Source organism: Lysinibacillus pakistanensis (assembly GCF_030123245.1).
Taxonomy (GTDB): domain Bacteria; phylum Bacillota; class Bacilli; order Bacillales_A; family Planococcaceae; genus Lysinibacillus; species Lysinibacillus pakistanensis.
On the sequence record NZ_CP126101.1, the window covers coordinates 2384856 to 2411559 of the forward strand.

General features: G+C 33.6%; 35 protein-coding genes. 28 read left to right on the forward strand and 7 right to left on the reverse strand.

From position 1 onward, the window contains the following. The first annotated feature begins 140 nt into the window (after positions 1-140). The 4 genes from QNH24_RS11475 to QNH24_RS11490 all read left to right on the forward strand — a co-directional run bounded on the left by QNH24_RS11475 (position 141) and on the right by QNH24_RS11490 (position 4175). Positions 141-314: a hypothetical protein gene (locus QNH24_RS11475; RefSeq protein ID WP_283872284.1), complete on the forward strand. Its 174-nt coding sequence runs from the start codon at positions 141-143 to the stop codon at positions 312-314. Positions 315-352: 38 nt separating this feature from the next. After that, complete coding sequence (locus tag QNH24_RS11480) at positions 353-553, forward strand: hypothetical protein (protein ID WP_283872286.1); 201 nt, start codon at positions 353-355, stop codon at positions 551-553. Positions 554-989: 436 nt separating this feature from the next. After that, entirely contained in the window at positions 990-1220 is a 231-nt protein-coding gene (locus QNH24_RS11485) for a hypothetical protein (protein WP_283872287.1), read from the forward strand. A gap of 747 nt (positions 1221-1967) precedes the next feature. Continuing rightward, on the forward strand, positions 1968-4175 hold the full coding sequence (locus tag QNH24_RS11490; protein WP_283872288.1) for a cold shock domain-containing protein: 2208 nt from the start codon (positions 1968-1970) through the stop codon (positions 4173-4175). A 119-nt stretch (positions 4176-4294) separates the two neighbouring features. On the opposite strand, the gene QNH24_RS11495 is transcribed toward QNH24_RS11490, so the two are convergent. From QNH24_RS11495 to QNH24_RS11525, 7 genes are all read right to left on the reverse strand, one after another. Then, positions 4295-5437 carry a tyrosine-type recombinase/integrase gene (locus QNH24_RS11495; protein WP_283872289.1) on the reverse strand — a complete coding sequence of 381 codons (1143 nt, stop codon included), beginning with the start codon at positions 5435-5437 and terminating at the stop codon, positions 4295-4297. After that, entirely contained in the window at positions 5437-5808 is a 372-nt protein-coding gene (locus QNH24_RS11500) for a helix-turn-helix domain-containing protein (protein ID WP_283872291.1), read from the reverse strand. The genes QNH24_RS11495 and QNH24_RS11500 overlap by 1 nt, the downstream gene beginning before the upstream one ends. Positions 5809-5895: 87 nt before the next feature. After that, positions 5896-6357, reverse strand: a complete 462-nt coding sequence (locus QNH24_RS11505; RefSeq protein ID WP_283872293.1) for an ImmA/IrrE family metallo-endopeptidase — start codon at positions 6355-6357, stop codon at positions 5896-5898. A 92-nt stretch (positions 6358-6449) separates the two neighbouring features. Next, on the reverse strand, positions 6450-6986 hold the full coding sequence (locus QNH24_RS11510; protein WP_283872294.1) for a hypothetical protein: 537 nt from the start codon (positions 6984-6986) through the stop codon (positions 6450-6452). 10 nt (positions 6987-6996) lie between these two features. Continuing rightward, positions 6997-7872, reverse strand: a complete 876-nt coding sequence (locus tag QNH24_RS11515; RefSeq protein WP_283872295.1) for a hypothetical protein — start codon at positions 7870-7872, stop codon at positions 6997-6999. A gap of 165 nt (positions 7873-8037) precedes the next feature. Then, complete coding sequence (locus QNH24_RS11520) at positions 8038-9420, reverse strand: hypothetical protein (protein ID WP_283872296.1); 1383 nt, start codon at positions 9418-9420, stop codon at positions 8038-8040. Positions 9421-9575: 155 nt separating this feature from the next. Next, positions 9576-9935 carry a helix-turn-helix domain-containing protein gene (locus QNH24_RS11525; RefSeq protein ID WP_283872297.1) on the reverse strand — a complete coding sequence of 120 codons (360 nt, stop codon included), beginning with the start codon at positions 9933-9935 and terminating at the stop codon, positions 9576-9578. A 166-nt stretch (positions 9936-10101) separates the two neighbouring features. On the opposite strand from QNH24_RS11525, the gene QNH24_RS11530 reads away from it, so the two are divergent. The 24 genes from QNH24_RS11530 to QNH24_RS11645 all read left to right on the forward strand — a co-directional run bounded on the left by QNH24_RS11530 (position 10102) and on the right by QNH24_RS11645 (position 26703). Next, positions 10102-10326 carry a helix-turn-helix domain-containing protein gene (locus QNH24_RS11530; protein ID WP_283872298.1) on the forward strand — a complete coding sequence of 75 codons (225 nt, stop codon included), beginning with the start codon at positions 10102-10104 and terminating at the stop codon, positions 10324-10326. 92 nt (positions 10327-10418) lie between these two features. Further along, positions 10419-10727 carry a DNA-binding protein gene (locus QNH24_RS11535; RefSeq protein WP_283872300.1) on the forward strand — a complete coding sequence of 103 codons (309 nt, stop codon included), beginning with the start codon at positions 10419-10421 and terminating at the stop codon, positions 10725-10727. Positions 10728-10802: 75 nt separating this feature from the next. Continuing rightward, positions 10803-11069, forward strand: a complete 267-nt coding sequence (locus tag QNH24_RS11540) for a helix-turn-helix domain-containing protein (RefSeq protein WP_054549355.1) — start codon at positions 10803-10805, stop codon at positions 11067-11069. Between the two features lie 25 nt (positions 11070-11094). Continuing rightward, a complete protein-coding gene (locus QNH24_RS11545; RefSeq protein ID WP_283872301.1) occupies positions 11095-11826 on the forward strand; it encodes a DUF2786 domain-containing protein in 732 nt (243 codons plus the stop codon). Positions 11827-11842: 16 nt separating this feature from the next. Next, entirely contained in the window at positions 11843-12208 is a 366-nt protein-coding gene (locus QNH24_RS11550; protein ID WP_283872302.1) for a hypothetical protein, read from the forward strand. A 118-nt stretch (positions 12209-12326) separates the two neighbouring features. Continuing rightward, complete coding sequence (locus QNH24_RS11555) at positions 12327-12536, forward strand: hypothetical protein (RefSeq protein WP_283872304.1); 210 nt, start codon at positions 12327-12329, stop codon at positions 12534-12536. A gap of 50 nt (positions 12537-12586) precedes the next feature. Next, entirely contained in the window at positions 12587-12775 is a 189-nt protein-coding gene (locus tag QNH24_RS11560; protein ID WP_283872305.1) for a hypothetical protein, read from the forward strand. Positions 12776-12870: 95 nt separating this feature from the next. Then, entirely contained in the window at positions 12871-13521 is a 651-nt protein-coding gene (locus QNH24_RS11565) for an ORF6N domain-containing protein (protein ID WP_283872307.1), read from the forward strand. Then, entirely contained in the window at positions 13518-14321 is an 804-nt protein-coding gene (locus QNH24_RS11570; protein ID WP_283872308.1) for a conserved phage C-terminal domain-containing protein, read from the forward strand. Before QNH24_RS11565 ends, QNH24_RS11570 begins: the two co-directional genes overlap by 4 nt. Next, a complete protein-coding gene (locus tag QNH24_RS11575) occupies positions 14321-15598 on the forward strand; it encodes a replicative DNA helicase (RefSeq protein WP_283872310.1) in 1278 nt (425 codons plus the stop codon). Before QNH24_RS11570 ends, QNH24_RS11575 begins: the two co-directional genes overlap by 1 nt. Then, positions 15595-16089 (forward strand): hypothetical protein, encoded by a 495-nt coding sequence (locus QNH24_RS11580; protein ID WP_283872312.1) that lies wholly within the window; start codon positions 15595-15597, stop codon positions 16087-16089. Before QNH24_RS11575 ends, QNH24_RS11580 begins: the two co-directional genes overlap by 4 nt. Next, the gene (locus tag QNH24_RS11585) at positions 16082-16201 is read left to right on the forward strand and encodes a BH0509 family protein (protein ID WP_283872313.1); all 120 of its coding nucleotides are present in this window, start codon (positions 16082-16084) and stop codon (positions 16199-16201) included. The genes QNH24_RS11580 and QNH24_RS11585 overlap by 8 nt, the downstream gene beginning before the upstream one ends. Before the next feature lie 139 nt (positions 16202-16340). Further along, positions 16341-16568: a hypothetical protein gene (locus tag QNH24_RS11590; RefSeq protein WP_283872314.1), complete on the forward strand. Its 228-nt coding sequence runs from the start codon at positions 16341-16343 to the stop codon at positions 16566-16568. A gap of 90 nt (positions 16569-16658) precedes the next feature. Beyond that, entirely contained in the window at positions 16659-16856 is a 198-nt protein-coding gene (locus QNH24_RS11595; RefSeq protein WP_283872315.1) for an XtrA/YqaO family protein, read from the forward strand. Positions 16857-16933: 77 nt separating this feature from the next. After that, on the forward strand, positions 16934-17662 hold the full coding sequence (locus tag QNH24_RS11600; RefSeq protein ID WP_283872317.1) for a hypothetical protein: 729 nt from the start codon (positions 16934-16936) through the stop codon (positions 17660-17662). Between the two features lie 194 nt (positions 17663-17856). Next, positions 17857-18918, forward strand: coding sequence for a PIN domain-containing protein (locus QNH24_RS11605; RefSeq protein ID WP_283872319.1), 1062 nt, complete (start codon positions 17857-17859; stop codon positions 18916-18918). Between the two features lie 108 nt (positions 18919-19026). Then, a complete protein-coding gene (locus QNH24_RS11610; RefSeq protein WP_283872320.1) occupies positions 19027-19764 on the forward strand; it encodes a DUF5677 domain-containing protein in 738 nt (245 codons plus the stop codon). Positions 19765-19936: 172 nt separating this feature from the next. After that, entirely contained in the window at positions 19937-20482 is a 546-nt protein-coding gene (locus QNH24_RS11615) for a sigma factor-like helix-turn-helix DNA-binding protein (RefSeq protein ID WP_283872321.1), read from the forward strand. Beyond that, positions 20479-21033 carry a site-specific integrase gene (locus QNH24_RS11620; RefSeq protein ID WP_283872323.1) on the forward strand — a complete coding sequence of 185 codons (555 nt, stop codon included), beginning with the start codon at positions 20479-20481 and terminating at the stop codon, positions 21031-21033. Before QNH24_RS11615 ends, QNH24_RS11620 begins: the two co-directional genes overlap by 4 nt. Positions 21034-21481: 448 nt before the next feature. Beyond that, the gene (locus QNH24_RS11625) at positions 21482-22036 is read left to right on the forward strand and encodes a hypothetical protein (RefSeq protein WP_283872324.1); all 555 of its coding nucleotides are present in this window, start codon (positions 21482-21484) and stop codon (positions 22034-22036) included. Continuing rightward, on the forward strand, positions 22020-23801 hold the full coding sequence (locus QNH24_RS11630) for a phage terminase large subunit family protein (protein ID WP_283872325.1): 1782 nt from the start codon (positions 22020-22022) through the stop codon (positions 23799-23801). The genes QNH24_RS11625 and QNH24_RS11630 overlap by 17 nt, the downstream gene beginning before the upstream one ends. After that, the gene (locus QNH24_RS11635; protein ID WP_283872327.1) at positions 23798-24031 is read left to right on the forward strand and encodes a DUF6148 family protein; all 234 of its coding nucleotides are present in this window, start codon (positions 23798-23800) and stop codon (positions 24029-24031) included. Before QNH24_RS11630 ends, QNH24_RS11635 begins: the two co-directional genes overlap by 4 nt. Positions 24032-24049: 18 nt before the next feature. Continuing rightward, complete coding sequence (locus tag QNH24_RS11640; RefSeq protein ID WP_283872329.1) at positions 24050-25624, forward strand: phage portal protein; 1575 nt, start codon at positions 24050-24052, stop codon at positions 25622-25624. Positions 25625-25641: 17 nt separating this feature from the next. Then, entirely contained in the window at positions 25642-26703 is a 1062-nt protein-coding gene (locus QNH24_RS11645) for a head maturation protease, ClpP-related (protein WP_283872330.1), read from the forward strand. Position 26704 lies beyond the last annotated feature (1 nt).

A 26704-nucleotide genomic window follows, 5' to 3' on the forward strand; every position in this document is an offset into this window, starting at 1 on the left:
GATTTGTTTCGAATATATCATTTAAAATTATTATAATATGTTAAATATTGTAATTTAATACTGTCGACTTTTCCCATTTAAGGGTATAATATCAGTAGAGATTTTTCTTAAAATAGTAAGTGATTTGGAGGAGAATATGTATGGCGATTTATGGTATTGGAGCTTCATATAGTGGGAAATTTGATAAAACGAATGCATTTATTGAAAATAATTGTGCTTGTATAGGCTGGAGTGTAAATGATGCTCCAGCACTTCATCAAATCTTAAAGAAAATTAAGATAGGTGATTTATTTATATTAAATCAATGTCAATAACTACGAAAGAGTTACATATTAAAGCAGTGGGTATTGTAATGGATGATAGTATAGAAGAAAAATCAGATTTAGGACTTGGTATTACAGTTAAATGGCTCTGGAAGAATGAAGAAAAAGTACGTGTTTCATTGACAGAAGAAATGTATAAATATAATGTATATAACAATACTTTGTATGAGGAATATTTCCATATAGTTCAACGTAAAGTACTTGAACTTGCATTAAAAAATAACTCATGAGCATTCCACAAAATATAACCCAAGAACATCTTTTACAAGCCATTGCATACATTCAAAAGCATGGCGTCCAGTACATGGATGATCAACGAAATATTGTATTTTTAAGTTGGTAAAGTATTATCGAAACATACAATTTGTCTCGCTAATAATTATGCCAATGGTGAGAAATGAGATCACACTAATTAAATGGGGTAACATCAGAAAAAAGCGGATTTACAACGTTAAGTGAAAAATCTTCCAAAACAACGCTATGGGAACTTTAAGTTTCAGCATTTTAATACGTTATTATGTAAAATTTTGGATAATTATTATTTTCACAAGGTATTTTATAAACTAAAACGCACTTGAATTAACACAAGGTTTATTGTTATCTTTGTAGAATCTAATTACTATAATAAATTGCGGTGAAATTCAATTATATAAAGGGAGTGTAAAGGTGGACCTATTACTTTGGATAACTATTGGTTTCATAATAATTGGATTTGTTGTTCTCACTTCTATGAAAAAAGGTATGGAAAGTAAGGTCGCTTTTATAAAAGCAAATATGGAAGACGAGGGAAATTCATCAAAAGCTAAATCCGTAATTTGGTGGTTATGGAGTACCACTGCTTGGGGGATAGTGAGTATGTTTCTTGTTGTTTGGTGTTTTCATAATCACTTTGAATAATTGTTGGCTTCAAATGTGCAAAAAAACAGATACTTTTGTATTAATCGTCTGAAGTATTACTGTAATGTCTATTCTTGAATAATAAATACTATATACATTATAAATTCAATAAACGTTCCCAAATGAAAGGTTGGAAATGACCTTTAAAACCACAAATGTTGTTAAATCACCGTTTCGTGGTTTTTTTATGAACATTATTTATTCGTTTTTATACAGGTGGCGTAAACGGTTGATATAGCAGTATGTCGTTTTTTAAATGAGCACCTAGTCTTTTTTATATTATTTTTTTACTTGGATCACAAAAAAGTCACATTTCCCCCGAAAACCTGTGAAATTAGATAAAAGCATGTTTTTGTACATTCTTGAGAAACCTTGCTATAATAACCTTTGCGAATACATATGAAAGAGGGTAAAAGCATGAACGCGTACGATGAATATAAGCGTTCATGTTTTTTTATTCCTTGATATATCAAGGTTTGTAGGGGATATTTGAGGTTGATTTTTGAAAAAAGTCACGGAAAGTAAACATTTATCCTGAGCCCATCCTTAGAGTTTATAAATATCGGACAAAAAGATCTTGAAAATTTTACGATTTTTAATAGCTAATGATTATTTCGTAGAATATAAGTAATAAGATAATAGACAATATTCCATTAAAAACAGTCCAATTAATTCATTGATTTAACTGTTTTATATTTATATGGAAATGTTATAATATTACTTAATATAAAAAAAGTAGGTGTATTTGTGAGAGGTACTATTGAGTATTTTAATCATGAAAAGGCATATGGATTTATTCTAGGGGAAAATATGGAGAATTATTTTTTTCATATCAGTAATTTTAATGAGTATATGAAGAAAGAAGATATAATAACAAGGACAGAAGTGGAATTTGAACAAATTGAAACTTCTAAGGGCTTAAATGCAAAATCAATAATACTACTCAGGGATTTTAAAAGTTTACATTTGGAGAAAAAATTAACAAAAGGAAAGAAATCAGATTTAAATTATAAAGGAAATGAAGAAGAAGTAAAAATTTCGAAAAAATTCGAAGAATTTTTAGGTATTACATTTTCTAGAGAAGAGAAATTTAAAAAAACTACATATTATTTTAATTTTATCCAGCCTTCTCAGATGTATAGAGAAAGCTTTAATATGTTCAATGAAGTATTAATGCTTTTCTCACCATTTAATATGTATGACGAACGAGCGATGGACTATGTAGATAAATTATTTATGGATTATAAAAATCGATTAGATCCAGTAGTAATTATTTTAATTAGCAAAGATCCGAATATTAAAGAAATTATAAAGACTAATAATGCTTCAAATAAGGATACTAGAATTGTTGTTCCATTTTCTTATAATGAAATTTTAAATTCAAATTTTGATGAAAAAATATATCAAGGTAGACTCAGAGAATTTTTTTATCAAAGAGACTTGTTTGCAATGGAATCACCATTAAAATCTGATAATTATTTTTATGGAAGAACAAACTTGGTACACAATTTTTTTGATAAATATAGTATTGGTGAACAAACTGGCTTATTTGGATTAAGAAAGACTGGAAAAACATCAGTACTTTATGCAATTGAGCGATTAGTCAATACTAGAAAAGGTATGAGTATTTTTATTGATTGCCAAGATACAGCAGTGTTTCAATTGAGGTGGTATGAGTTACTAGAATACATAGCTAAATTGATTGATGAAAAATATGCAATTAATTTACTTGGTTCAGATGAAGAATATTATAACGAAAAAAATGCCTCACGGAAATTTACTAGATATTTGAAAGATGTCTATAAAATATTTAATAAAAGGATTTTAATCATTTTTGACGAAATTGAACATATTACTTTTGATTTGTCAAGAAATAGTTATTGGAGTTCAGGGGAAGACTATTTATCATTTTGGCAAACATTAAGATCAATAATTCAATCTGAACCGGAACTTTGTTCATACATACTAGCCGGAGTTAATCCTAAAATTATAGAACAGGTATCAGTAAATGATTTTGATAATCCGATTTTTAACAATATTAGTGTGAGATATCTAAATTTATTTAGTTTAGAAGATACAAAAAGTATGGTTCATGAAATTGGAAGTTATATGGGCTTGTTATTTGAAGAAAAGGTATTTTACAAATTACATGAAAACTACGGGGGCCATCCTTTTCTGATAAGAAATGTCTGCAGTATGTTGAATACGCACTTTAAAGAAAGACCATATACTATTAGTAGTAGAGACTATGATGATTTAAAAGACGAAATAGATGCAAAACTAATCTCCTATATCCGTTCAATTTTATTTGTATTAGAAAAGTGGTATCAAATTGAGTTTGAAATCCTAAAAGATATTGCCTTAGATAATACTGAAAATTATCAGGAAAAAATTAAAGGAAATGAATTGAGTATTATTCATTTAATTGGATATGGTGTAATTACTCAGAGCGCTATGAAAAAATATTATATTGAAATCGATGCAATAAAAAACTATATGAAATCAAATTATTACAATGATTACATTCCAAGAGAACAAGAAGAATATCAAGAAATAATATCAAGTAGAAGAAATAGAGTTGAAAAAGAACTTAAAATGTTGGTGAAACAGATATTAACGTTTAAGTATGGTAGGAATAAAATAAATGACATTATAGAAAAACATAATAGGGGAACTAGTATTGAAACTATTCTTTCTAGAAGAACAAGTGGTGATATATTTGATGGTCTGTATTTTTCTGAACTTAAAAATGTTGTAATTGGTGAATTTAATTTATTTAAGAATAATTTGAGTATTGAGAAGGATTTATTTATCGCAGCAGCTAATAATATTAACAAATTTAGATTTGTTGATGCTCATGCTGGAACCATTTCTAAAGAAGAGTATAATAAATTACATTTATATTTTTCTGAGTTAGAGACAGCGCTAGAATTAAATGAATTAAACCGCATTTAGACTAAATGTTGCACCTTATCATATGTAAACAAAATTTTCCATTTAAGATATCTAGTAAATAAAATAAGGAGATACACATTGAAGTGCTATCTCCTCCTAGTCTTTTCTGACATTAACTCCTACAACAATTCCGTAAACTTAGAATGCATTTTCTCATTAGCAGTGACACGCATTCCAGAGGTAACATGCAAATAAATCTTTGTTGTTGTTTCAGAGTTTTTATGACCAACCCGTTTCATGATGAAGTTCAAATCGACACCAGCCTCTGCCAACAGACTTATATGGGTATGGCGGAGGATGTAGGTGCGGAATTGTTTTTGAATGTTGGTAAGAGCTCCAAGTCGTCGGACAGTTTGATTAAGCATCTTGACGGTAGGGGGGATGCCTTCCTTATCACCGAATACAAAATCAGAATTTATCCATTCACGGTCTTCACGCCATTGATAGAGCTGCTTCAATTTTTCTACTACAATATCATCAATATCCACAGAGCGGATGCTACCAAATGTTTTTGGGGGTGTAAGCTCAAAGTCACCACGTATACCATTTTTCGCATACACAGTTTTGTTGATGTGAATAACTTTCTTCTCCAAATCGACATCCTCGTACTTTAAAGCAACAGCTTCTCCTGGTCGCATACCTGTGAAGGCAATTGTGTAGATCAGTGTGCGATACATAATGTTACGGTGCTTGTCCACGTATCTTAAAAATTCCTTCAATTCATCTGATTCTAGATAAAGCTTTGATGTTTCCTCAATAGTAACTTCTTCTAATGTCATTTTCTTTTTCGGTACAAAAGTAGCTTCTACGGGGTTTATCTCAATCAATCCAGTTTCTTTTGCATAGGCAAAAATCATTTTTGCTGCATTATGAGTGCCACGTAGTGTATTAAATGCAGTACCGTTTTCAAATAAGTGATTTAGGACGCCTTGTAATTCAATAGTTGAGATGGCAGTCATTTTCTTTTTCGCTATGTACCGATTGAGTAGGGAAATGCAGTAGGCACGATGTTCATTTGTCGTTTCCTTATTGCCTTTCATCCGATAGAGCTTCAACCAATCTTGGCTAAACTCATCAAAGGTAATTTTTGCATCAAAGGTATATGCTTTCTTTAGCTCAGCGATGGCTTTTTCTACTCTTTCACGAGCTTCGCCTTTACTTTTACCACGACGTGTAATTTGTCGACGTTTACCAGTGGATGGGTTACGAGGACCTTCACCAGTACAACGCCAAGTTGTTTTATTTATTTGAACGAAATACACTAGTTGTCACCACCTTCATGAAATACGTCCCAAATTATTTTTAGTTTCTTAACATCTTGCTCATTGCAATAGGGAAGAGACTTATACCATTGCTGTAATGTGGGATTGTGAGCAAAAGGTTCTTTCAATGCTAGATTATATGAAGTATCATCGGAAAAACCTGCCACTTCAATCAACTTAAAATAATCATATTTATAGGCCTTAGCAATTTGTTGCAAGGTTTCTGGTGTTGGTTTAATAGGACTACCAGTACGACGATCCCTGCCTCTTTCAAGCATAGCTAAGTAAGAATACGTAATGTTCATTCGCTTTGCTGCATCTCGTAAAGCCTCATCACCACGTAATTCTTTCAATAACTCACCTAAGCTCAAATCATTCACCTCTTTTCATTAATTTTGAATTCCTATATCATTACCATTCCAACTATAAAAAAGAGTCATTTAATTGTCTATTCCAATTCAGAATGAGTTCTTCTTACTGAAGTATTGTTCCAATCGCTTGAAGGCAAAATCATATTCCACATTAAATTGCTGCTGCACATATTCGACAGTGAGATTAATCGGCTCTATCTCATCCAGCATGAAAGAGGGGACGCAGGCATGGTACATAAAGTTGTTTGCCTTGTTCTCTTGATACTCACGAAATAGAGGAGACATGCGTCCTTGATGTCCAGTATGTAAAAGGACATGAGCCAGTTCATGGCAAAAATCTTGCCATTGCTGTTGTGTGGAAAGAAAATCATTTAAAAATATGTATGAATTGTTCTTATAAAACAGCGCTTGGCTCTTATCTGACCAATAGAAAACTCGAATGCCTATCTGAGAAGCAATTGTAGAAAAATTCAACTGCTGTGGAGAAAAAATATTCATTCGATTGTATAAAGCTTTGAGAAAGTTCTCTGTATGTGTAGTGTAAACCATTCCAACATCTCCTAAAAATCATTATAGGAACAAATGTTCTATTTTATTTTACTATAAAACCCCACTATTTTGAAGTGGGGTTTCCTTTAAAGTTAAAGTACCTTAGCATTTTGTAAAAATAATCTTATTAGTAATCCAGTTATTTTTATAGCAAAAAACAAAGCATAAATGAATAACCATAATTCAAAAATTACTAGGTAGGGTAAAAAAGTGATTACTTTTGTATCAACTACATATAAATATGGTCCTATGGTAGAAATAAGAATGATACTCCCCCATAATACAATTAAATACCAAAATGGAAACAGAAATTTATGTAACAATTTGCTTTTTTCTAGAGGCTCTAATATTTTTTGATTAAAAACTGTCATTGATACTGCTAAAGCAGCTATCACTATACCAAAAATTGAAGCACTCATGCCTGATATCCGATTGTAAAAATCTTTTGCTAATTCAGGTGTATATACACTAAATTCAGTTAGCTCATAACCACTTAAGATAAAATGGATGAATAATGTAGCTAATAGGGAGTTGAAGAGAGTAAAATTAAAAACTAACTTTGGTCCACTAATTTTGAACATGCCAAAAAATGTAGTTTCTTTATATCTTTTCTTCATCCCTTTTCGCATTGTTTTCACCTCACAAAAATAACCTTTTAATTTCTTCGTTTACTTTTCCTAGAATACTAATTTTATCATTTTCTCTTGTTTTAAAGAACCGAGGAAATTTAGCAGATGTAGCTGACTTGTATTTTTTCTTTTTCTTTTTCCTGTTTTTTCGCTTACCTGGTATTTCAGTTTCAATATAACCTCTTACTTCAACCGTACCATAGGCGCTTTCGGTTAATGATATACCACTTTCTATAGAATCAGTAAACTCATCAGAGTTTTCCTTTTTATATTTTATTCCATTTGCATTTGACATATTAATATCCAATGCCCTTAAATTATTATCATTTATTATTCTTTCAAAATCATAGTATTCTTTTGAGCCAGGATTATTTGGTTTGATTAGATTAAAATTTATTTCAGTTACAACATCTAATTCTTTAAAAAAATCACGAATACTATTTACAGATGTATATGGAATTAATTTAATATCCCCAACTCTATGGTCTATTTCTATAATCTGTCTGAAGTTATCAATGAATTTTTCCGAATCTATTTCAGTACAAGTTCTATAAGCAACAACTTCATTTTTTATATTATAAAAAAAATCAACTGGGACTGCTTTAACATCTTCAAACGTTTTTTCTCTAGTTTGATTACCTTCTAAAATAGTAGCTGTCATTTTAGTTGACCTAGTTAGATTTCCAGCTATATATTTTTCTCCACTATATGTGTACACTTGGGTATCTGTTATTCGAAAGTTGTATTTATCGTATTCAATTACTGATTCTTTATTTAAAATTGCATTTGGAATATATTCATTAATAATGTTATATCTATTCTCCATAGAAGAAAAGATATTTTCACTGATACTAACTTTGGCTAAATAATATTTTTTTTGACGCAAACTCATTAACCTCCATCATTTAAATCAATAATATTAATTTATGTTGATATGATTGTGAATAATTAGTCTTGTGTAAATATAACTATTTGAAATGTAAAAAAATTTTTATGCTACTTTATTCTCTCATCCAAACATCTTTGTATACTTAGCTTTTATAATTTAGAATTATAATATTTTTGTATAATGGCTTCTAAGTTTCTCTTCACCAGTTTCATATGGTCTTACAAAGGTATAGTTTGATGGTAATTCGATACCAAATTCCTGTGCATGTGCAACAGCTTCTTTGCTAGGAGAATGGCCAGTGGGAAGCTTTCGGATATGTCCCGCGATAAAATATTTCTTTAATTCTTGTTCATACTCTATTTTGGTTTTTGTTTTTTCCTTAACTGACTGATAGACTTTTCGGGGTATAAAGCGCATTCCCATTTTGCTATTAATCTCAGTAATTTTGTCATCTTGCATCGCTATTGAACCTACATTTACTACATCACGTTTGAAATATTCATTAATAAGAGCAGTACCACAGATAATATCAGCGTAACATTCCATAACGAAATCATATATTGCCAGTTCAAAGTCTATATGTGTAATATGCTCAGAGAACGTACTTCGTGGAAAATACGAAGGAGAGAAGTACCCACAATATTCAGCTCCATTACCGTCTTGGACCAAATCCCCTTTTTGATTTAATCTAATTCCTTTTTGTTTAAATATTACCTTCCATAGCACATATCCATTTTGTTCAATTATGATTACCTGATCAATATCTTCGCAATTATAACAATCAATAACTACACCATTTGGATTCATTGTATATTGCCTATTATTTTCTATAAATTCAATCATCATATTAAATTCGGCTAACTGACGAGGCAATTTTATTGAATTCACAGTTTGATTGGTTAGACCATTTTGAGCCAATAAATCCATATGTGTATCTCTATAAAGTCCAAAAGAATGAACTAGGTAACTTGCAAATTCTACTGTTTGTGTTTGGATTGTAAAAAGTTCTCTCCCTTTTTTTCTTCCAATAGAACTTTCATATTCAATGTAATTTAATAACTTTTCTGTTATATAGAAAGGTGGGGTTTGGATTATTGGGTTGTAATCATTTTCTAGGCCCACAATAAATTTAGCGTAAGGCATGTGTAATCGTATCATATCTAAAATTTCAGATGAAACTTGATGATCAATAACACCATGCTTTTTTAATACATGTTCTTCAATGAATTTAGAAGTTTTCCATAAATCGGACCAAGCACTATTCTTTTCTGTATAATTATAAATATCCTTTAAAATATTTATTCTTTCATTTTGATAAAGTGCAGTATCAAATGCTGAACTATGTAATAATTTAAAAAGGTAGCTTCCAATAATAGTTTGATTTACATTTGAATAATTCAGTATATGATGCTTTAAAAAATCATTGAGTTCCTCATTTTTCTTCCTAAAATTGATATTATTTTTAGTATTAGTAGCTACTGAATTGTTTACATATTGTTTGAATCTTAAAGGAAAACCATTTGATTTTTTCACCATCCTAGACATAAACATACCTTCTTTCATTTAAAATAAAGTTAACTTATCAAATAATTTTAAAATTATATATTTAGACTATATAGGCAGATAAATAATAGGGGTTCCAATAATGTTTATTATTTACAATCTGTGTTATTTTTTAGGACATGCTACTTTAGCATGTCCTATTTTTTCTCATTTTTAATAATTTCCCAAATGTTACGAAGCTTTCGTACAGCTTCCTCATCTGATTCAGGAAGCTCCCTATAAAATACATTAAGTTCTGGATCATTTGCGAAGGCTTGGAAAGCAGCTTCGTCTTTTTCTTGTGGTGTGAGTGCAGGGATATCTGTACGACCAAGAAGGTAGTCAGTACTAACTTCTAATATGTTTGCCAAATTTAATAGCTCGCTATCTTTAACAGGTCTTTCATTAGATTCAATTCTGTTCATTACACTCACGTTTAAATTAACTCGATTAGCTAGTTCCCTCTGAGTCCAACCTCGTTTTTCTCGTAATGAAATTATTTTTTTTCCTAAGTCCATATTTTCACCACTTTCAGTGAGTTCGTATATTAAATATATCATGTTTCCATTTTAGAAATAAAATAATTTCTAAAATAGAAAATTTATGCTTGAATTTCTAAAACAGCAATGATATATTGTATTTAAGAAGTTGCTGAAATAGCAATGGAAGAGTGGGGTGATAAGAGTGAAAGTATTCAATTTAGATTTTGTTAAGCAACGCAGACAAGAGTTAAATATGACTCTTCAAGAAGCAGCAGATACAATGGAAATGAAGAATGCATCTACTTACTTAAAGTATGAAAATGGAACATATTTATTTAAAGCAGAACAACTTCCTTTATTAGCAAATATGTTGAAGTGTAGTGAAGAAAATTTTTTTGAACAAAAAATTGCTAAAACAGCAATTTAAAGAAAGGTTAATGGGTCTTTATAGCTGATGTGGTGGTAGCAACAAATTGTTAGTAGGGCTATTCGTAATAAGTGGTGGAAAGGGGGGAGGGGATGTATAGTGAGGAGTTTAAAGCGGAGATAAAAGAAGAATTTCGCCAGTTGTTTCGGGAAGAATTAGAAAAGGCATTTGCACCAAAGCCACTAATTCGTGAGTTGCCAGTCTTGTTGACTCGTCAGCAGTTGATGGAGCTGTTCAACATTAGAGATACAAAAGCATCAGCATTATTAGGAAGATCAGATTTTCCAAAGTTCTATGAAGCAGGAAGGGTACTAATACCATCAAAAGCATTATTGCAATGGATTGATGAACATACGGAATGGGTCAATACAAATACTAAGTATTTTCGATCCATTGGGTGAAGCTTCATATAAAAATTTTAACGCACAACAATTGAATAGAGTATTCCAGTTTGGAATGTGGAAGGTGGTGAGACTATGAAAATAGGAGCCATATTGCAAGCCTGTCGTGAACGTGCTGGGCTATCACAAGAAGAACTGGCACATCGTATGAATCGTACGCAGCCTTGTATCTCGAAATTCGAGAATAGCGTAAAAGTTCCAGATGCCCTTACCTTTATGGAATGGTTCAAGCAGACAAATACACAAGAAGTTGCTGTTGCATTTTTAATGGGAATGGATGGACTTACGATTTTACAAACATTGCTTCCAGTTATTGGTGGGTTTGTTTGTTGGTTTATTTAATTAAGTTTGCAGAGGAAGTGAAAAAATGACGAAGAGAAATGATTCAATTATTGAAAAAATCAAAGGATTGTTGGCTCTAGCAAATGATCAACAAAATGATGAAGAATGCCAGACTGCATTTATGATGGCTCAAAAATTGATGATTAAATATGATATTTCTTCATCTGAATTAGAAGAAGGAGAGAATGATAGAGCTGTATCAGAAGGACAGGCAACAGCTCATAAAACCCTATATTGGTGGGAGCGTCAATTAGCGAATATTATCACACGGAATTTTAGAGTTACTTGGTACTACAACAATAAAATCATCAAAGGTGAAACAAAAAAGAAAAGAGCGATTATGTTTATGGGATTTGAAAGTGATGTAGCCCTTGCTAAAGAAATGTACGTGCTAGCTTACGATGTTTTAAGTTTTTACGTTCAGAAATTCGTTAACGATTACTACGATAGCACCCAAATCTATAGAACAAAAAAGTTAACTACTGAATTAAAAAATTCATATACTACTGGTTTTTTGAATGGTTTGAAAGAGAAATTTGAAGAACAAGTAAAAGCAATGGAGCAAGAATACGGTCTAATGGTATTACTCCCAGCAGAAGTAAAGCAGGAATATGATAAGAGATTTGGACACAAAAAAGGACTATCTTACAAGATTCCACCTATTGAGGAAATAGCAGCCTATCAAAAGGGATTCCAAGATGGAAACAAAGTAGATTATACAAAATCTACATTGGATAAAGAAACATCATTATTTTGAAAGTGGTGACAGAGAGATGGAGAAAATTAAAGAATTTCTGGTTTATCTTGAAACATCTAAATTTAAGCTTCATAGGTTAGCAAATGCTAATCTTGATATGTGTTATTCAAATTATGAGATGGGGAATTTGTTATTAATGCTAAAGGAAAAGCAGGAAATGGGACAGAAGGCTGGGATATTATCTACAGATTTTCATGATGGAAACTTCAAAGTGCAAGTGACGTATGAATATTTTCAGCATTTAACGAAAGGTGTAAAGGAGATTCGTAGTGAGCCTTCAATGTCTCCACAGTTTGAATATGAGCATTTTTTTGCAGAAGTAGATGGTGTTCAATTGTTAGCTGTTCGGAAAGTTGACAAGAAAAAAATGCAAGCGCAATAGCACCTGCATCATGCTTGAACTGTAACTTTGGACGGTGATCAGTTCAAAAAATTAATAAAAATCTTGTCCCTTTATTATGGACAAGAACTGTATATAAGTCAATAAAGGAGGAATTTACATGGAACAAGTATTAGAGAAACTACGTACATTTTTGTCACAAGAGGAAGAGTTACTACGGGATTATGCGGTCGATGTAGCGGAAGCCTTCGATAGCTGTTTGTATATGAGCAATCAAAAGGATTATTTTGCACAAAAGGGTAGAGTAAATGCTATTAAAGATGCTATAGATCTAGTGGAAGATTTAGAGAATCCATTGAAAGCTGTTTGATTCGTTCTCGTCACAGGATTCATAAGCAACAAGCTTGTGAGTCCAATGATGTGAATGCATCGGAAAGGCAGGTGATTCAAGTGAAGATCAATGTAAAGGAATGGCTGGCGAAAGAGCCAGTGGATCGTTTTATGGCAATTTATAAAGCCGCACGACAAAATGACGCCACCCTTAAAAAAGGCATAAAAAAGGCTTACAAGCACTGGCATGCGAGTAAGCGACTGTCAAATATCAATTAATAAAATTATATCAATTATCTAGCTAAATATCAACTATGAGTATAGACAAGTGGGTAGCGACAATTTGTCGTTACCCTTGTGAAAGGGGAAGTAGCATGAATTTGATGGAGATTCAGCATGCAGATAAAAAGGTTTTAACAACAGCGCAAATTGCTGAGGTGTATCAAGCAGATAGTAAGTCATTAATGCGTAACTTCCAACGAAACAAGGAGCATTTTCAAGAAGGTGCTCATTATTTTGCACTTACTGGTGAAGCCCTTAAACAATTTAAAGGCGGGCGACAAAATGACGCCACCCTTAAATTCGTATCAGTGTTGTATTTATGGACCGAAGAAGGTGCATTTCTGTTAGCAAAATCGCTCAACAGTGAAAAAGCATGGCAAGCTTATAACTTGCTTGTTTCACAGTACTACCAAATCACTAAAGGCTTGCAGCAAGAGCAGCCTGTTTCATTGCCCTATGACGAAAAGCGTTTTTTAGCTTTGGAGCAACGTGTCCAAGAAATTGAGCTACGGCTACAAGGAGTTACGCTACATACGGGAGAACAGAAACGTCTACGACAGGCAGTGACTGAGCGTGTTGATCAATTGTGCTCTGTTCAAGCCCGTCGTCCCGCCTGTTTTGCGTCCATTTACCGGGAAATAAAAAGACGTTATCAAGTGGATTCGTATCGAGATGTACCACAGTGCAAGCTTCAAGATGCTTTGTACTTTGTGGCTACATGGAAAGGAGGGGCAGATGCATGAATTTACTCATCAATGAGCCGCCTTTGCAAGTTCTACCTAGTTTAGCTGCTAAGGTGGGATTGAATGAGGCGATTATACTACAGCAATTGCACTTTAAAACGCTTATTTCTGCGCATATTCATGATGGTCATAAGTGGGTTTTTAACAGCTATCAGCAATGGCAAAATGAGTTTCCATTTTGGTCTGAAAAAACGATAAAGCGTGCAATTAGGAAGCTAGAAGATGATGGCTATATTTTCTCCACAGATGAATTTAACAAATACAAGATCGACAAGACAAAATGGTATCGGCTGAATTATACAAAATTGGGTTATTTAACGATGGGACAACATGACCCTTCGAACGAGACAAAATGTCCTGACACATGGGGACAAAGTGACCCCACACATGAGGACAAGTTGACCCCATCTAGTAGGGACACTTTGACCCCACCAATAACCAAAGATATTAAGAGTATTAAAAATAATATTGTCGAGGAGCTCGACATTGTACATGAAATTATTGGTTACTTAAACCAAACTGCTCTTAAAAATTTCAAAGCAACAACGACAGCTACGAAGCGACTCATCAATGCTCGTCTTGCAGATGGTTATACGCTAGAGCATTTCAAATGTGTGATTGATACAAAGGTCAAGCAGTGGCTGCACAACCCTGAGATGAATAAATACTTACGCCCAGATACGTTGTTCAATGCTACGAAATTTGAAGGTTACTTGAACGAAACACAAAACGTACAACCCATTCAGCATAATTCGTCTGGTCCACTGGATTTAGATTTTAGCAAGGGAGAGGATCTGTAATGGAATTACAAAACATTAGCATTGAGCTAGCAGAAAAAAGTTTACTAGGCACGATGCTGCATGAAAATTATTTGATTGCAGATAGCAACTTAGAGGCTGCCCATTTTTCATCTCAGGTACACAAAAATATTTTCTCCAGCATGCTTCAGCTTGTCAGTGAGCGTAAAGCAGTTGACTATATCACATTGCTGACTACACGAGAGCCGATAGAACTTGGTGGGGCAAATTATCTAGCAGAGCTTGGCAATTTTGCTAGTGGAACGAATTACGAGCAATACCAAAACATTGTGCTTGAAAGTTGGCGAGAGCGTTCAAAACGTCAAATCATGGAGCAAGCACAGCAAGAGGATTGGGGCATTGCAGAGATTCAACAGGCATTGGATAAGCTAACAACTCAACACACCAGTACAAATACGAGCATCAAAGCAGATTTAATGCAAATGGCAAATCGGCCTTTCGAGCAAGAAAACGTTAAAACAGGTGTACCCACAGGATTACTTGAATTGGATAAAATGCTAAACGGCTTTCAAGATGCAGAGCTGACTATTATTGCCGCAAGACCCTCTATGGGGAAAACAGACACGATGAATCATCTTGCGCTTAATGCTGGATGGAATGGCTTTTTACCGATTATCTTCTCACTGGAAATGAGCCGGACAACTTTGATTGATCGACTGATTGCAACAGCAGGGAATTTTAATCGCTTAAAGATGCGTAATCCCTTTGAATATTTTACAGACGGACAAAAAGAAAAGTGGATGTCAACACTCGGCATGATTGACAATGCCAATATCGAAATTGATGATCGTGCAGGGCTGACAGTACCTCAGATTCGTGCAACAGCTCGTAAAATCATCAAATCCAATCCTGGTAAAAAGCCAATTATTTTGATTGATTACTTGCAAATCATTCGAGGAAGCAACCCACGAGACAATCAAACACAAGCAATTGGGCAAATCTCATGGGATTTAAAACAAATGGCAAAGGAGTTTAACTGCCCTGTTATTTGTTTATCCCAGCTCAATCGAAGTGTGGAACAACGCCAGGACAAACGACCTGTAATGAGTGACTTGCGAGACTCAGGCAATATTGAACAGGATGCAGATGTCGTAGCATTTTTATATCGTGATGATTACTATTCCAAGGAATCCGAAAGTAAAAATATTTTGGAGTTCATTATCGCCAAACACCGTAATGGACCAACTGGTACTGTATCCGCAGCCTATATAAAAGACACTGGCCGTCTATCAAATATTTCCTGGGGAACTATGAAATGAATGAAATAATCACGGTAAAGGAAATATTGGAATATGCCACAGAGTTTGAATTGTGCCGCCTTGCCCATCAAGTATTTTGGGCTGTATCTACACAACAAATTAATCTAGTGGAGGATTCAAATAAATTACTAGAGCTGATCTATGATGAGGCTGCTGTTCATGAAATGACAGAGCGTAACGTGCTTGGGATTGGCCACATTAAGCTATATGTCGTAGAAAGTTTTGCTCAATATGCATTTTACTTTGCTAGTAATCCACTGGAAGTCAGTGTATTGCACCGTGAGAAATTTGGTGAACGTATAGGAGCCATTACGGAGGCACATCGACTATTGACTAAAGTGATGTATTTCGCTGATTTGGATATTCAAATTTCATTAATTGATCACCGCAAAACCATCGTACAATTTCCTGCTTATCTTGGACATGCAGCTGCAGGGCAATATATTTTGCATCGTTTAGATCAGCATAAAGGGGTGAGAGGGATTGTCTAAGCAAGAACGTGAGGAGATCATTGCTATTATCATGCTGCGTAAAAATTATGCCGAGGAAATGCTACGCAATATGTCAGACAAGCAGCTATTAAAAACCTATGGTGAGTTGTAATTTTGAAGAGGAGGAACAGGTAAATGAAATTTAGAAAATGGTTATCGTTGTCTCTGGAACGTCGTCTAGTGATTATCAGTAATGCCATTAATACAAAAAATGTTTTTAAGAGAAAAATCTAACTTAGGGGAAATGAGGGATGATGAAGATGGATAATGTAAATATTTATGAAATTATTGGCACTTCTTTTGATCCTGTATACATGGCACTGTACCAACTTAGTGATAATGAAGAAATTGTTATCGATAAATACACCATTCGGAAAACAGATAAATTTTATGAAATTGAAAATGAAGACTTGCATGAATGCTTTAGCGAAAAAGAGGAGTGCTATCAATTTCTAAACAATATGATCATGAGCAATTAAAAAAGCTATGGCGGCAACCATAGCTCTTCAATAACAAAGGCTTCTCCCTTGCTACCAGTAAAACCATTATAGCATAAGGGGGAAGCATTTATGCGTTTAAAACAATTAGAAATTTCAAACGAAGGCCTGCTACAAGTTGACATCATGGAACTACCTGAAAACTGCGTCATCGTCTTGTCAGATGGTATTGCAAAATTTTCTGAGCTACCAGCACACGCTAAGACTAAGATAGTTACCTATCAAGGGAAAGTGAAGCGTGTTGAATTTGATGAAGGTGAGGAGTTTTAACTGTAAGGGAATTGGTTACAAATATGTAATTCTAAATGATATAATACTTTTGATATATCAAATTGAGGAGTATAAGAATGATTTCAACTATTAAAAATGTATTTATCACTATAGTGTGGTTATTTAGCAGCGTAATTACTTATAATTTTAATAAATCAATTGGCATGATTATTTTCCAAATAGGTATTTACTTGATAGCTATCACTATAATTGGAAAGTATATGGTTTTTCATAATAATAAGATAATTAAAGATGAATACAAGTTATATGAAAAAACTAATACAAGACGAATTGGTCTATTTAGTTGGGCTGGTGAAGAAGTTCAACCAGATGTCATTTTGTTTGATTTATTAAAAAATCATAATGAAACTGATGATTTAATATCAAATTTATTAATTATAAAAGATAAACTTAAGATGCGTTTAGGCCCTAATTTAAGTAATTATTATCTTATTTATAATTATATAAAGTTATATGAAAAAAATAATATGTCTACCTTTTTAAAAAGATTTTTTTCAATTTTTTTTCTTGGTGGTTTGACTTCAATTATCATACCATCTCTTATTAAGGGAATTAATGTTGAGAAATTTACTAGCAGCTTTTCCAATCAGCAAAATAACGATAGTGGTTTAGAAATAATTAATTTGTTAAATGATATTTTACCCTATTTATTTGGAATTTCAGTTTGTTTTTTAATGTTAGTGTTTTTATATCGGGCATTTTCAAAATCAAAGAAAAGAATTCAATTAATGATAATTGTTATGGAAAATCTAATTCAAGAAAAAGAGAAAGAACTTTTGAGTTAAAAAAATTAAAAGAAACTGAATATATCGAAATTTGTGCAAAGTGTGAAGAGTATTGAGTAGGCGTAAATGGTGAGCAAATGAAAAGGTAATTTAAAAATTAAATTATGAAATGAATACAAATTTCTCCACTTATAAAAAAATTATTGCGCGTCAAGTACAGTTAAGACAAGTTAAATGAGATGTGGGTGAGTGTTTTGAAAATCGCTATTTTTTTAGATACGAATATCGTTGAAAGTGACTTTAAAATGGCAGGAAGAAATTTCCTTGACTTGTTTAATGCAAAATCAACGGTATTTAATGATACATATTTTAAACTATATTTGACTCAAACAAATTTTTATGAAATAGAAAAGCATTACAGAAATAAAATAAGGTCATCGTTAAATGCATATCAAAATGCAATAAATGAGGTTAACAAGTATACTAATCATATTGATAAAATAGATATTGCACTATTGAAAAAACAATTAGTTGAAGAATATACAAAAAAAATAAAAAAAATATTTGAAATATATACTCCAAGTCCTAGGGCATATGAAAAGGCACTAGAAAGAATGTATTTAACAAAGATGCCATTTAGGGATAATAAAGAAGAACTTAAAGATGCAATAATCTGGGAATCGATTTACGATTTTGCATTAAAAAATCGAAATTGTAATATTTATTTTATTTCAAATAACAATAAAGATTTTGCAGTAGAGGACCTAAATGGAAAATCTTATTTATTCCATGAAGATTTCGATACATTAGATGGTGTAATTAAGTATAAAAAAAATATAAAAGACTTTTTAACTGAATTTAATTATTTATATCATTTTACGATCGATGGGATTACTGAAATTCAAGATATTATAACTAAGTATGTATATGAAAAGTTAGAAATGAATCATGGGTTTGAAAATTTTCTTGATGATTTTTTCTATAATGGAAGTTTTAGTTTTGAATCTCTAGAAGGTTGGGGTACTGAACCATATATAGAGAAAATAATTGATGTGAGTATGGATAATGATGTAGAAATTTTACAATCCGACGAATATTGTTATGTACCTATTAAAATAGACTGCAGAATATCTTATTCTGTTGAAATTTCAAATCCAGGATACGAACCTGGTGATGAAGACTTTCTTGTTCTAGGACCGATTAGTGAAGTATTTACAATTGGGGCTTTAGTTTACTTTAATATCGAAGAATACTGTGTAGAGTACCTTGATGATTTTAAAATTGAGTTCAAAGAATACTATAAAGAAAAGTATTAGTTCATTATTATACATATTACAATCAGCACGCCTGAAGAAGGAATAGGAACTATAGTGAACATCAAATAAAGTAGTTGGAATGAATCAATTGAAATGGAGGTAAGAATTGTGAATAATCTAAAACGGTATATTAAATTAGGATACAAATTTAAAGAAAAATTAAATGCAATAAAGAATGAAAATCAAGAAGAAAAACTTTTAGTTACTGATATGTTATATAGTGACATTCTTGAAAAATCTGAATCTATTTTATTGTTGACTTCGCAGCAACAGTATAGAGGTGCGCCAAGTATGCTTAGGTCTATCTATGAAAACTATATTTACATTAAATATATTTTTGAGAGAAGAAAATATGTTAATAACAGGGCAGAAGCATATTATTTATGGACTCAATTAGAAATCCAGAAAATAATGAATGTTATAAATTCTAAGGAAAAAAAGGGAGAAATAGTTAGAAAGGAACTTATTGTATCAGCAATTACACCATTTTTAAAAAATGGTTCAATTGAAGAAATGATAAATAGATATAACACTTTAACAGAAGGAAAGATGGTGGATTTATTTAGTAAAATTCCGAATTTTTATAGTAAGTCTATTGAAGGAAAAAAGTATTCTAGTTTTGAACTGTTGTGTGAGTATCTTGATGAGACTTTTTATTATGAAATAATTTATAGAATTTTATCATTAGAAGTACACGGGAAATCAAAAGAGTTAAATAGTTATGGTAATTGGGATGAATTTATTCAATATCAATGTAATTTTTTAATCATGGATTCTACAATGATACTTAGTAAGCATTTTGGGCTAAGAAAAGAGTTAGAAAAAATAGAAAATTATATTTTATAAGTTCTACCAGCTCACTGGAGGACAACAAAGGATAGCAGCAAAACGTTGCCATCCTTTGTTGTCCTCTTTTTATTTGAATGAAAATACCCCCACGATACTTCAGTAAAATAATTTTCTAAGGCGGTGAAGTAGTTTGAGAGCTTTAAGAAATGAATATAGGGCCACTAAACGTATGACTAAGACTATTCTAGATGAATTACAACGAAAAAGAGAAGCCATTGCTAAGTCTGATGAGGCTACTGATAATTTGTGCGGTTTGACACCAGATGAAATACAAGCTGTTCGACTAATTGAAGAAGATATTAAAACCATGAAGTATTGGCTTTCAAACGTCAGTTACGGTTTACAGTATATGAATCTAGGTCATATCCCTTGCGTAACAAGAGGAATTGAACGGCGAGCGGCTTATGAACGTGAAATACCTTTTGAACCGTACTGGATACAGCGTAGACAAGCAACAAATGATATGAGCATGTATGAGGTGGTCGCTGATGAAAATGCTGATTTAGTGAAAGTAACGCAGGAAGAAAAAGGACAGATTCTCCAGGCCATAACCGGAAATTTAACGACCCGTCAAAAGGACATCTTACAATTAATCAGCAATGGCTATACACATGAAGAGATAGCTTCAGTATTAGGCATACATAAAGGAACAGTTGCCCGTACGATTTCAAGAATAAAAGGGAAAATTGAAGATGAAGGGTGGTTTATTCCATGAAGTTTGTTGAACCTATACGCGATAAAGCATGGCTAGAGGAATTCACACGATACTTTGAAAACAGAAGTACACGTGACTATGTATTATTTATGACTGGTCTTCACACTGGTTTACGTATATCCGACATACTAGATCTTCGTGTTAGAGATGTGGAGGGCACACACTTAATGATTGAAGAACAAAAGACTGGTAAGTATAAACGTATTATTATAACGCCAGCTCTAAGAAAAATATTAAACGAATATTGTGAGGATAAAAGACGTACTGAATATTTGTTTCCATCTAGAATAAAGACACGAACAGGAAAAGCTAAACCTATTGATCGAACTACTGCATACAAAATTCTAAAGGATGCTGCAAAGGCAATAGGATATACCGAACCAATCGGTACCCACAGCTTACGAAAAACATTTGGGTATACCTTTTACCAAAAGTATAAAGACATTGGAGCATTACAAAAGCTATTTAACCATGATAAACCAACAACAACATTGTTCTATATAGGAGCAGGACAAGATGATCTAGACGATAAGATGACACACCTTTACTAAGAGGTGTGCTTTTTTATGGCTATCAATACTGAATACATGGCTTCAAATAATAACGAATGCTACATAACGGAGTCGCATTGTGAATTGAAATAAAAAATATTTACGGAATGTTGATGCAACAGGTGTTTGAGCGTGTTTTTTTAATTCAACAGTATTAAAGATATGTTGCGTTCAGAGGGTTAGTGTCAAGCAGTTGCCCGTTAAGAGTGAAGGGAGCAAGTTATACAACCTATGAAAAAGTGGCGCGAAACCATGAGGCTCTAAGCTTAAAGTGAATTGTTTTAATTGTGTGAACAATTACGAAAATTATCTTAGGTTCTTCCAAAGTTTTACCTTTTATGCGGGTGCATTCGAGCCCATGGATTGCTCAGTTAGTAAATCGAAAAGGTCGTTAACGGTTGCGGTCATTTTGAGGTTGGGAAATAAATGTGAAATGGGGGTTGAAGCCTTGACACAAAAGGATTTAGATGAATCTGTTGAAACCGTTAGTCAAGCTCAATTATCTGTAATTTTAGGTATCTCAACATCACGAATCAGACAGTTGGACAAAGAGAATGCATTAGTGAAGATAGGTAGAGGTAAATATGATTTGCCGAAGTCTATTCAAAAATACATTGAATTCCAAATTTCAAAGGCAACGGCTGAGACTGAAGATGAATTAAATAAATTAAAAGAAGATACATTATGGACACGAGCAAGACGTATGAAGTCAGAAATGGAATATAAAATAATGGCTGGTGAATTGCATCGATCTGAAGATATAAAAGAAGTCATGAATGATATGTTGGCGCGATTCCGTTCACAATTATTAGCCTTTCCAACAAAGGCAGCACCTAAAGTTATCGGAGTAACTGAAATCATGGTTGTAAGAGAGACGTTGAAGGAAGAAATTTATGAATTAATGCAGGAATTATCCAATTATGATCCTGATGTATTCTACGAAAAGAGTGATGATAAGATTTACGTTGAAAGTCCTGGTGATAGTAATGCAAACGATAGCTGATTCAAAAAAGTTATTTCAGCAATTAGCAAAGCAAGCATTAGCTCCACCACCTAATCTCACTGTTTCGGAATGGGCTGATGCACATCGTAAGTTATCTCGTGAATCTTCTGCAGAGGCTGGCCAATGGAGAACGTCAAGAGCTCCCTATCAAAGGGCTATTATGGACGCAATTAATGATCCATACACAGAAGATATTGTGATTATGGCATCAGCACAAGTAGGTAAATCTGAAATACTACTAAATGCACTTGGTTATTTTATAGATTTTGACCCTTCACCTATCCTTTTCATCCAACCAAGTGGTGAAAAGTCCAAGGAATTTTCAAAAGAACGTATTGCACCAATGATTCGCGATACACCAACACTATTTGAGAGGATTGGAGAAACAAAATCCAGAGATTCTTCAAATACCATCATGTTTAAATCGTTTCCTGGTGGATTTATCGCCATGGGTGGCGCAAATGTACCTTCATCGTTAGCAGCAAGACCAATTCGCGTATTATTAGCAGATGAAATTGATCGTTATCCTGTTAGTGCTGGAGATGAAGGAGATCCATTAGATTTAGCAGAAAAGCGAACGAATAACTTCTATAATCGAAAAAAAATTAAAGTTTCAACGCCAACGATTAAAGGGGCTTCACGAATCGAAACGGAATTTGAACTGAGTACAAAAGAATATTACAACTTGCCCTGTCCGAGATGTGAAGAATTACAGCCATTGAGATGGGAACAAATCGATTTTGAAACGGAGTCACATAGATGTTTATACTGTGGCCATCTAAGTAATGAGTTTGAATGGAAAAACCAACAAGGCGAATGGGTAGCAACTGCAGAATCAACTATCAGAGGTTTTCACTTAAATGAATTGCTTTCTCCTTGGCGTAGATGGCGTGAAATCATCACAGCTTTTAAAAGAGCCAAAAGAAAAGGCACTGAAGCACTTAAAGTTTGGACCAATACTTCACTTGGTGAAACATGGGAAGAAGAAGGGCAAAAGATTGATGATGAAATCATTTATAACAGGCGTGAAGAATACGAAGCAGATGTTCCAGATGGCGTAAAAGTTTTAACTGCAGCTGTCGATGTGCAGGATGATCGATTTGAAATCGAAGTTGTAGGATGGGGCATAGATCGTGAATCATGGGGGATAGAATATCATGTGATTCATGGGGATTTGAAAGAACCAAAAATATGGAACGAATTAGATTTATGGCTTCAAAAGACATGGACCAAAGAAAATGGAACAAGATTTGGTATCACTTGTACATGTATGGATAGTGGTGGTCACTTCACACAAGAAGTATATCGATTCTGTAAAGCACGTGAAGCACGTGCCATTTATGCTATTAAGGGGGCTAGTGCCAAAAAAGGTGAATATGTGCCATTGATTGCTTCAACATCAAGACCGAAACCTTTGAAAGCTTTATTAGTAACCCTTGGTGTAAATGATGGTAAATCGAGAGTCATGTCTAGTTTAGGTATTGAAGAGTTTGGTCCTAACTACTGTCATTTCCCGATTGGTAGAGGGTATGAAAGAGAATATTTCAAGAGTTTAACAGCTGAGAAACTTCAAACACGTTATGAAAGTGGTACACCATATCAAGTTTGGGTAAAAATTCGTGCAAGAAATGAAGGATTCGATTTACGTGTTTATAATACTGCAGCAATTGAAATCATAAACCCTAACTTTGAAAGAGAGTATTCGATTGCAACGGTTACAAGACCTGTCAGAAGGCGCAGAAGAAGAAGGGGTGTAGTGAAATGATTACGTTAGAAATAGCACAGCAACATTTAGACTCTTGGTTGGATGCTGAATTAAAAGTATCTAAAAAAGGTCAAAGTTACTCACTAGGTTCTCGAACATTGACATATGCAAATTTATCTGAGATCAGAAAACAAATTGACTATTGGAGCAGTAAAGTAGCTGTATGCAAAATTGAAGAATCAGGTAAAACAGTTAGACGTGCAAAACGTTTTGTACCACGTGATTTATAGAAGGGAGGCACCTAATCAATGAATATGCTGGACAAAGCTATAAGCCTAATCAGCCCTGCACGTGCCTTAAAACGTACACAAGCAAGGATACATCTTAACATCTTAAACCAAGGTTATGGTAACCATGGGGCAAGTGTTGAAAAGAAAAGTTTAAAAGGTTGGTCAATTGCTTCAGGTTCTGCATTAGAGGATATTGAACAAAATGTAGATGTCTTACGAAAAAGATCGAGAGATTTGTTCATGGGTGCTCCGATTGCGACAGGTGCATTACGAAGTACTGTAACAAACGTAGTAGGACAAGGTCTTAAATTAAATTCGCGTATTGATTATGAATATTTGAATATGACACCTGAAGAAGCAGACGCATGGGAAACAATTACTGAACGTGAATTTGCATTTTGGGCAGAAAGTGTAAATTGTGATATTACACGAATGAACAATTTCAACGAGCTACAGCAGCTCGTTTTTTTGTCGCAATTAATGAGTGGTGATGTGTTTGTAACCCTGCCCATGGTTGAAAGAATAAATACACCGTATGAACTTTGTTTACAAATCATTGAAGCTGATAGAATCTGCAATCCACAAAATTTATTTTCTTTGGATCAAAAGATAGTCAATGGTGTTGAGATTGACTTTAAAGGCGAAGTTGTTGCATACCATGTTGCACACTATCACTCATCTTCTTCAATGTCTGGACAGAACAAATGGGAACGTATTGAAAAATCGGGCAAGAAAACTGGCAGACCGAATATTTTACACTTGATGGAAATGGAAAGACCTGAACAAAGACGTGGAGTACCAATTTTAGCGCCAGTATTTGAATCATTGAAGCAGTTGGCACGTTACAGTGAAGCTGAACTCATGGCAGCTGTTATTTCGGGTATGTATACCATTTTTGTCACATCGAAAGCACCTGAAAATAGTGGTGATTTTGATGGTATTAATCCTGCTGAATTATTAGATCCAGAAGATGAAGGTGCAGTGGAAATTGGCAATGGTTTAGTGAACTATCTGAACGAAGGAGAATCTATACAAGATTCTAATCCTGGTCGTCCTAACGCTGCCTTTGACGGGTTTGTTACATCTGTCTGTCGTCAAATAGGTGCAGCTCTTGAAATTCCGTATGAAGTATTGATGAAACATTTCACATCTTCTTATTCAGCATCACGAGGGGCTTTATTAGAGGCTTGGAAAATGTACAAACGTAGACGTGATTGGTTGGCCAATGATTTTTGCCAGCCAGTGTATGAAGCATTTTTAACTGAAGCAGTTGCAAGAGGTCGTATATATGCGCCAGGATTCTTTGATGATCCATTAATTCGTAAAGCCTATTGTGGTGCTGAATGGAATGGACCTACACAAGGGCAATTAGATCCTAAAAAAGAAGTAGAGGCTGCAATTTTACGAGTGGAAGCAGGCTTCAGTACACGTACACGAGAAACAACTGAATTAACAGGTGGTGATTTCTTCGCAAATCATACCTTACGTGTGATGGAAGAAGAAGCAAGACGAACAGCAGGGTTTGCAGCACCTGTAAACATTAATATCAATAGTGATAATACAAAAAGTAACGATGATGAATCTACAGATTAGAAAGGAGGTGGAATAGAATGAAAATCAGTGTTAAAGGACCAATCATTAACGATGGTGATCAATGGATTTATGATTGGTTTGGTATTCCAGCAACTAGCCCCACTAAGGTGTCTAACGCCATTAATAAAGCTATGTTAAATCAAACGACTGACATTACAGTGTTGATTAATAGTGGTGGAGGATCTGTTTTTAGTGCTTCAGAAATTTATACAGCTTTAAAGTCTTTTTCAGGTAATGTCAAAGTTGAAATTGTGGGTATAGCAGCAAGTGCAGCATCTGTTATTGCAATGGCTGGAACAGTCGTTGAGATGTCACCAACAGCACAATTGATGATTCATAATGCATCAACATCAGCAGCTGGCGACTATCAAGTAATGGATCAGACAAGTGACTTTTTACAAAACGTCAACAAATCAATTATGAATGCATACACAGCCAAGACTGGCAAAGACGAAACCTATTTAAAAACCATGATGGATAACGAAACATGGATGACAGCTCAACAAGCTCTTGAACATGGTTTTATCGATAAGATTATGTTTGAACAGGAAAAAAGTGCAGCTGCTAATACTAATCATTCTGATTTGGTGAATGGTGAATTACCTCAAGAGGTTCTGGATAAAGTTAGGAATCAACTGTTAAAAGATAAATCGTTAAATACAATGAATAGCGTTACACCACCAACACCAAACAAGCTTGAAAATAACAAGGAGGACAATCCAATGGATTTAGATAAATTAAAGAATGAACATCCAGACTTATATGAAAAAGTGAAAAATATCGGCTTTGAAGAAGGTCAACAAGCTGAGAATACTAGAATTAAGGAAATTGAAGAATTAGCAACACCAGGAAATGAAAATCTTGTTCAGGCTGCTAAATTTGAAAACAATTCAACAGCTGCAGAGTTGGCAGTTGCTATTGTAAAAGCTGAAAAGGCTAAAGGTGCAAACTTCTTACAAAATGTACAAAAAGATGCTGAGCCTTTGAATGAAGTACCAGGCAATCAAACTGTAGCAGGCCAAGAAAAAGATGCTGATGTTGTGGCAAGCTTTGTTGGTATTTGGAAAGGAGGTCAATAAG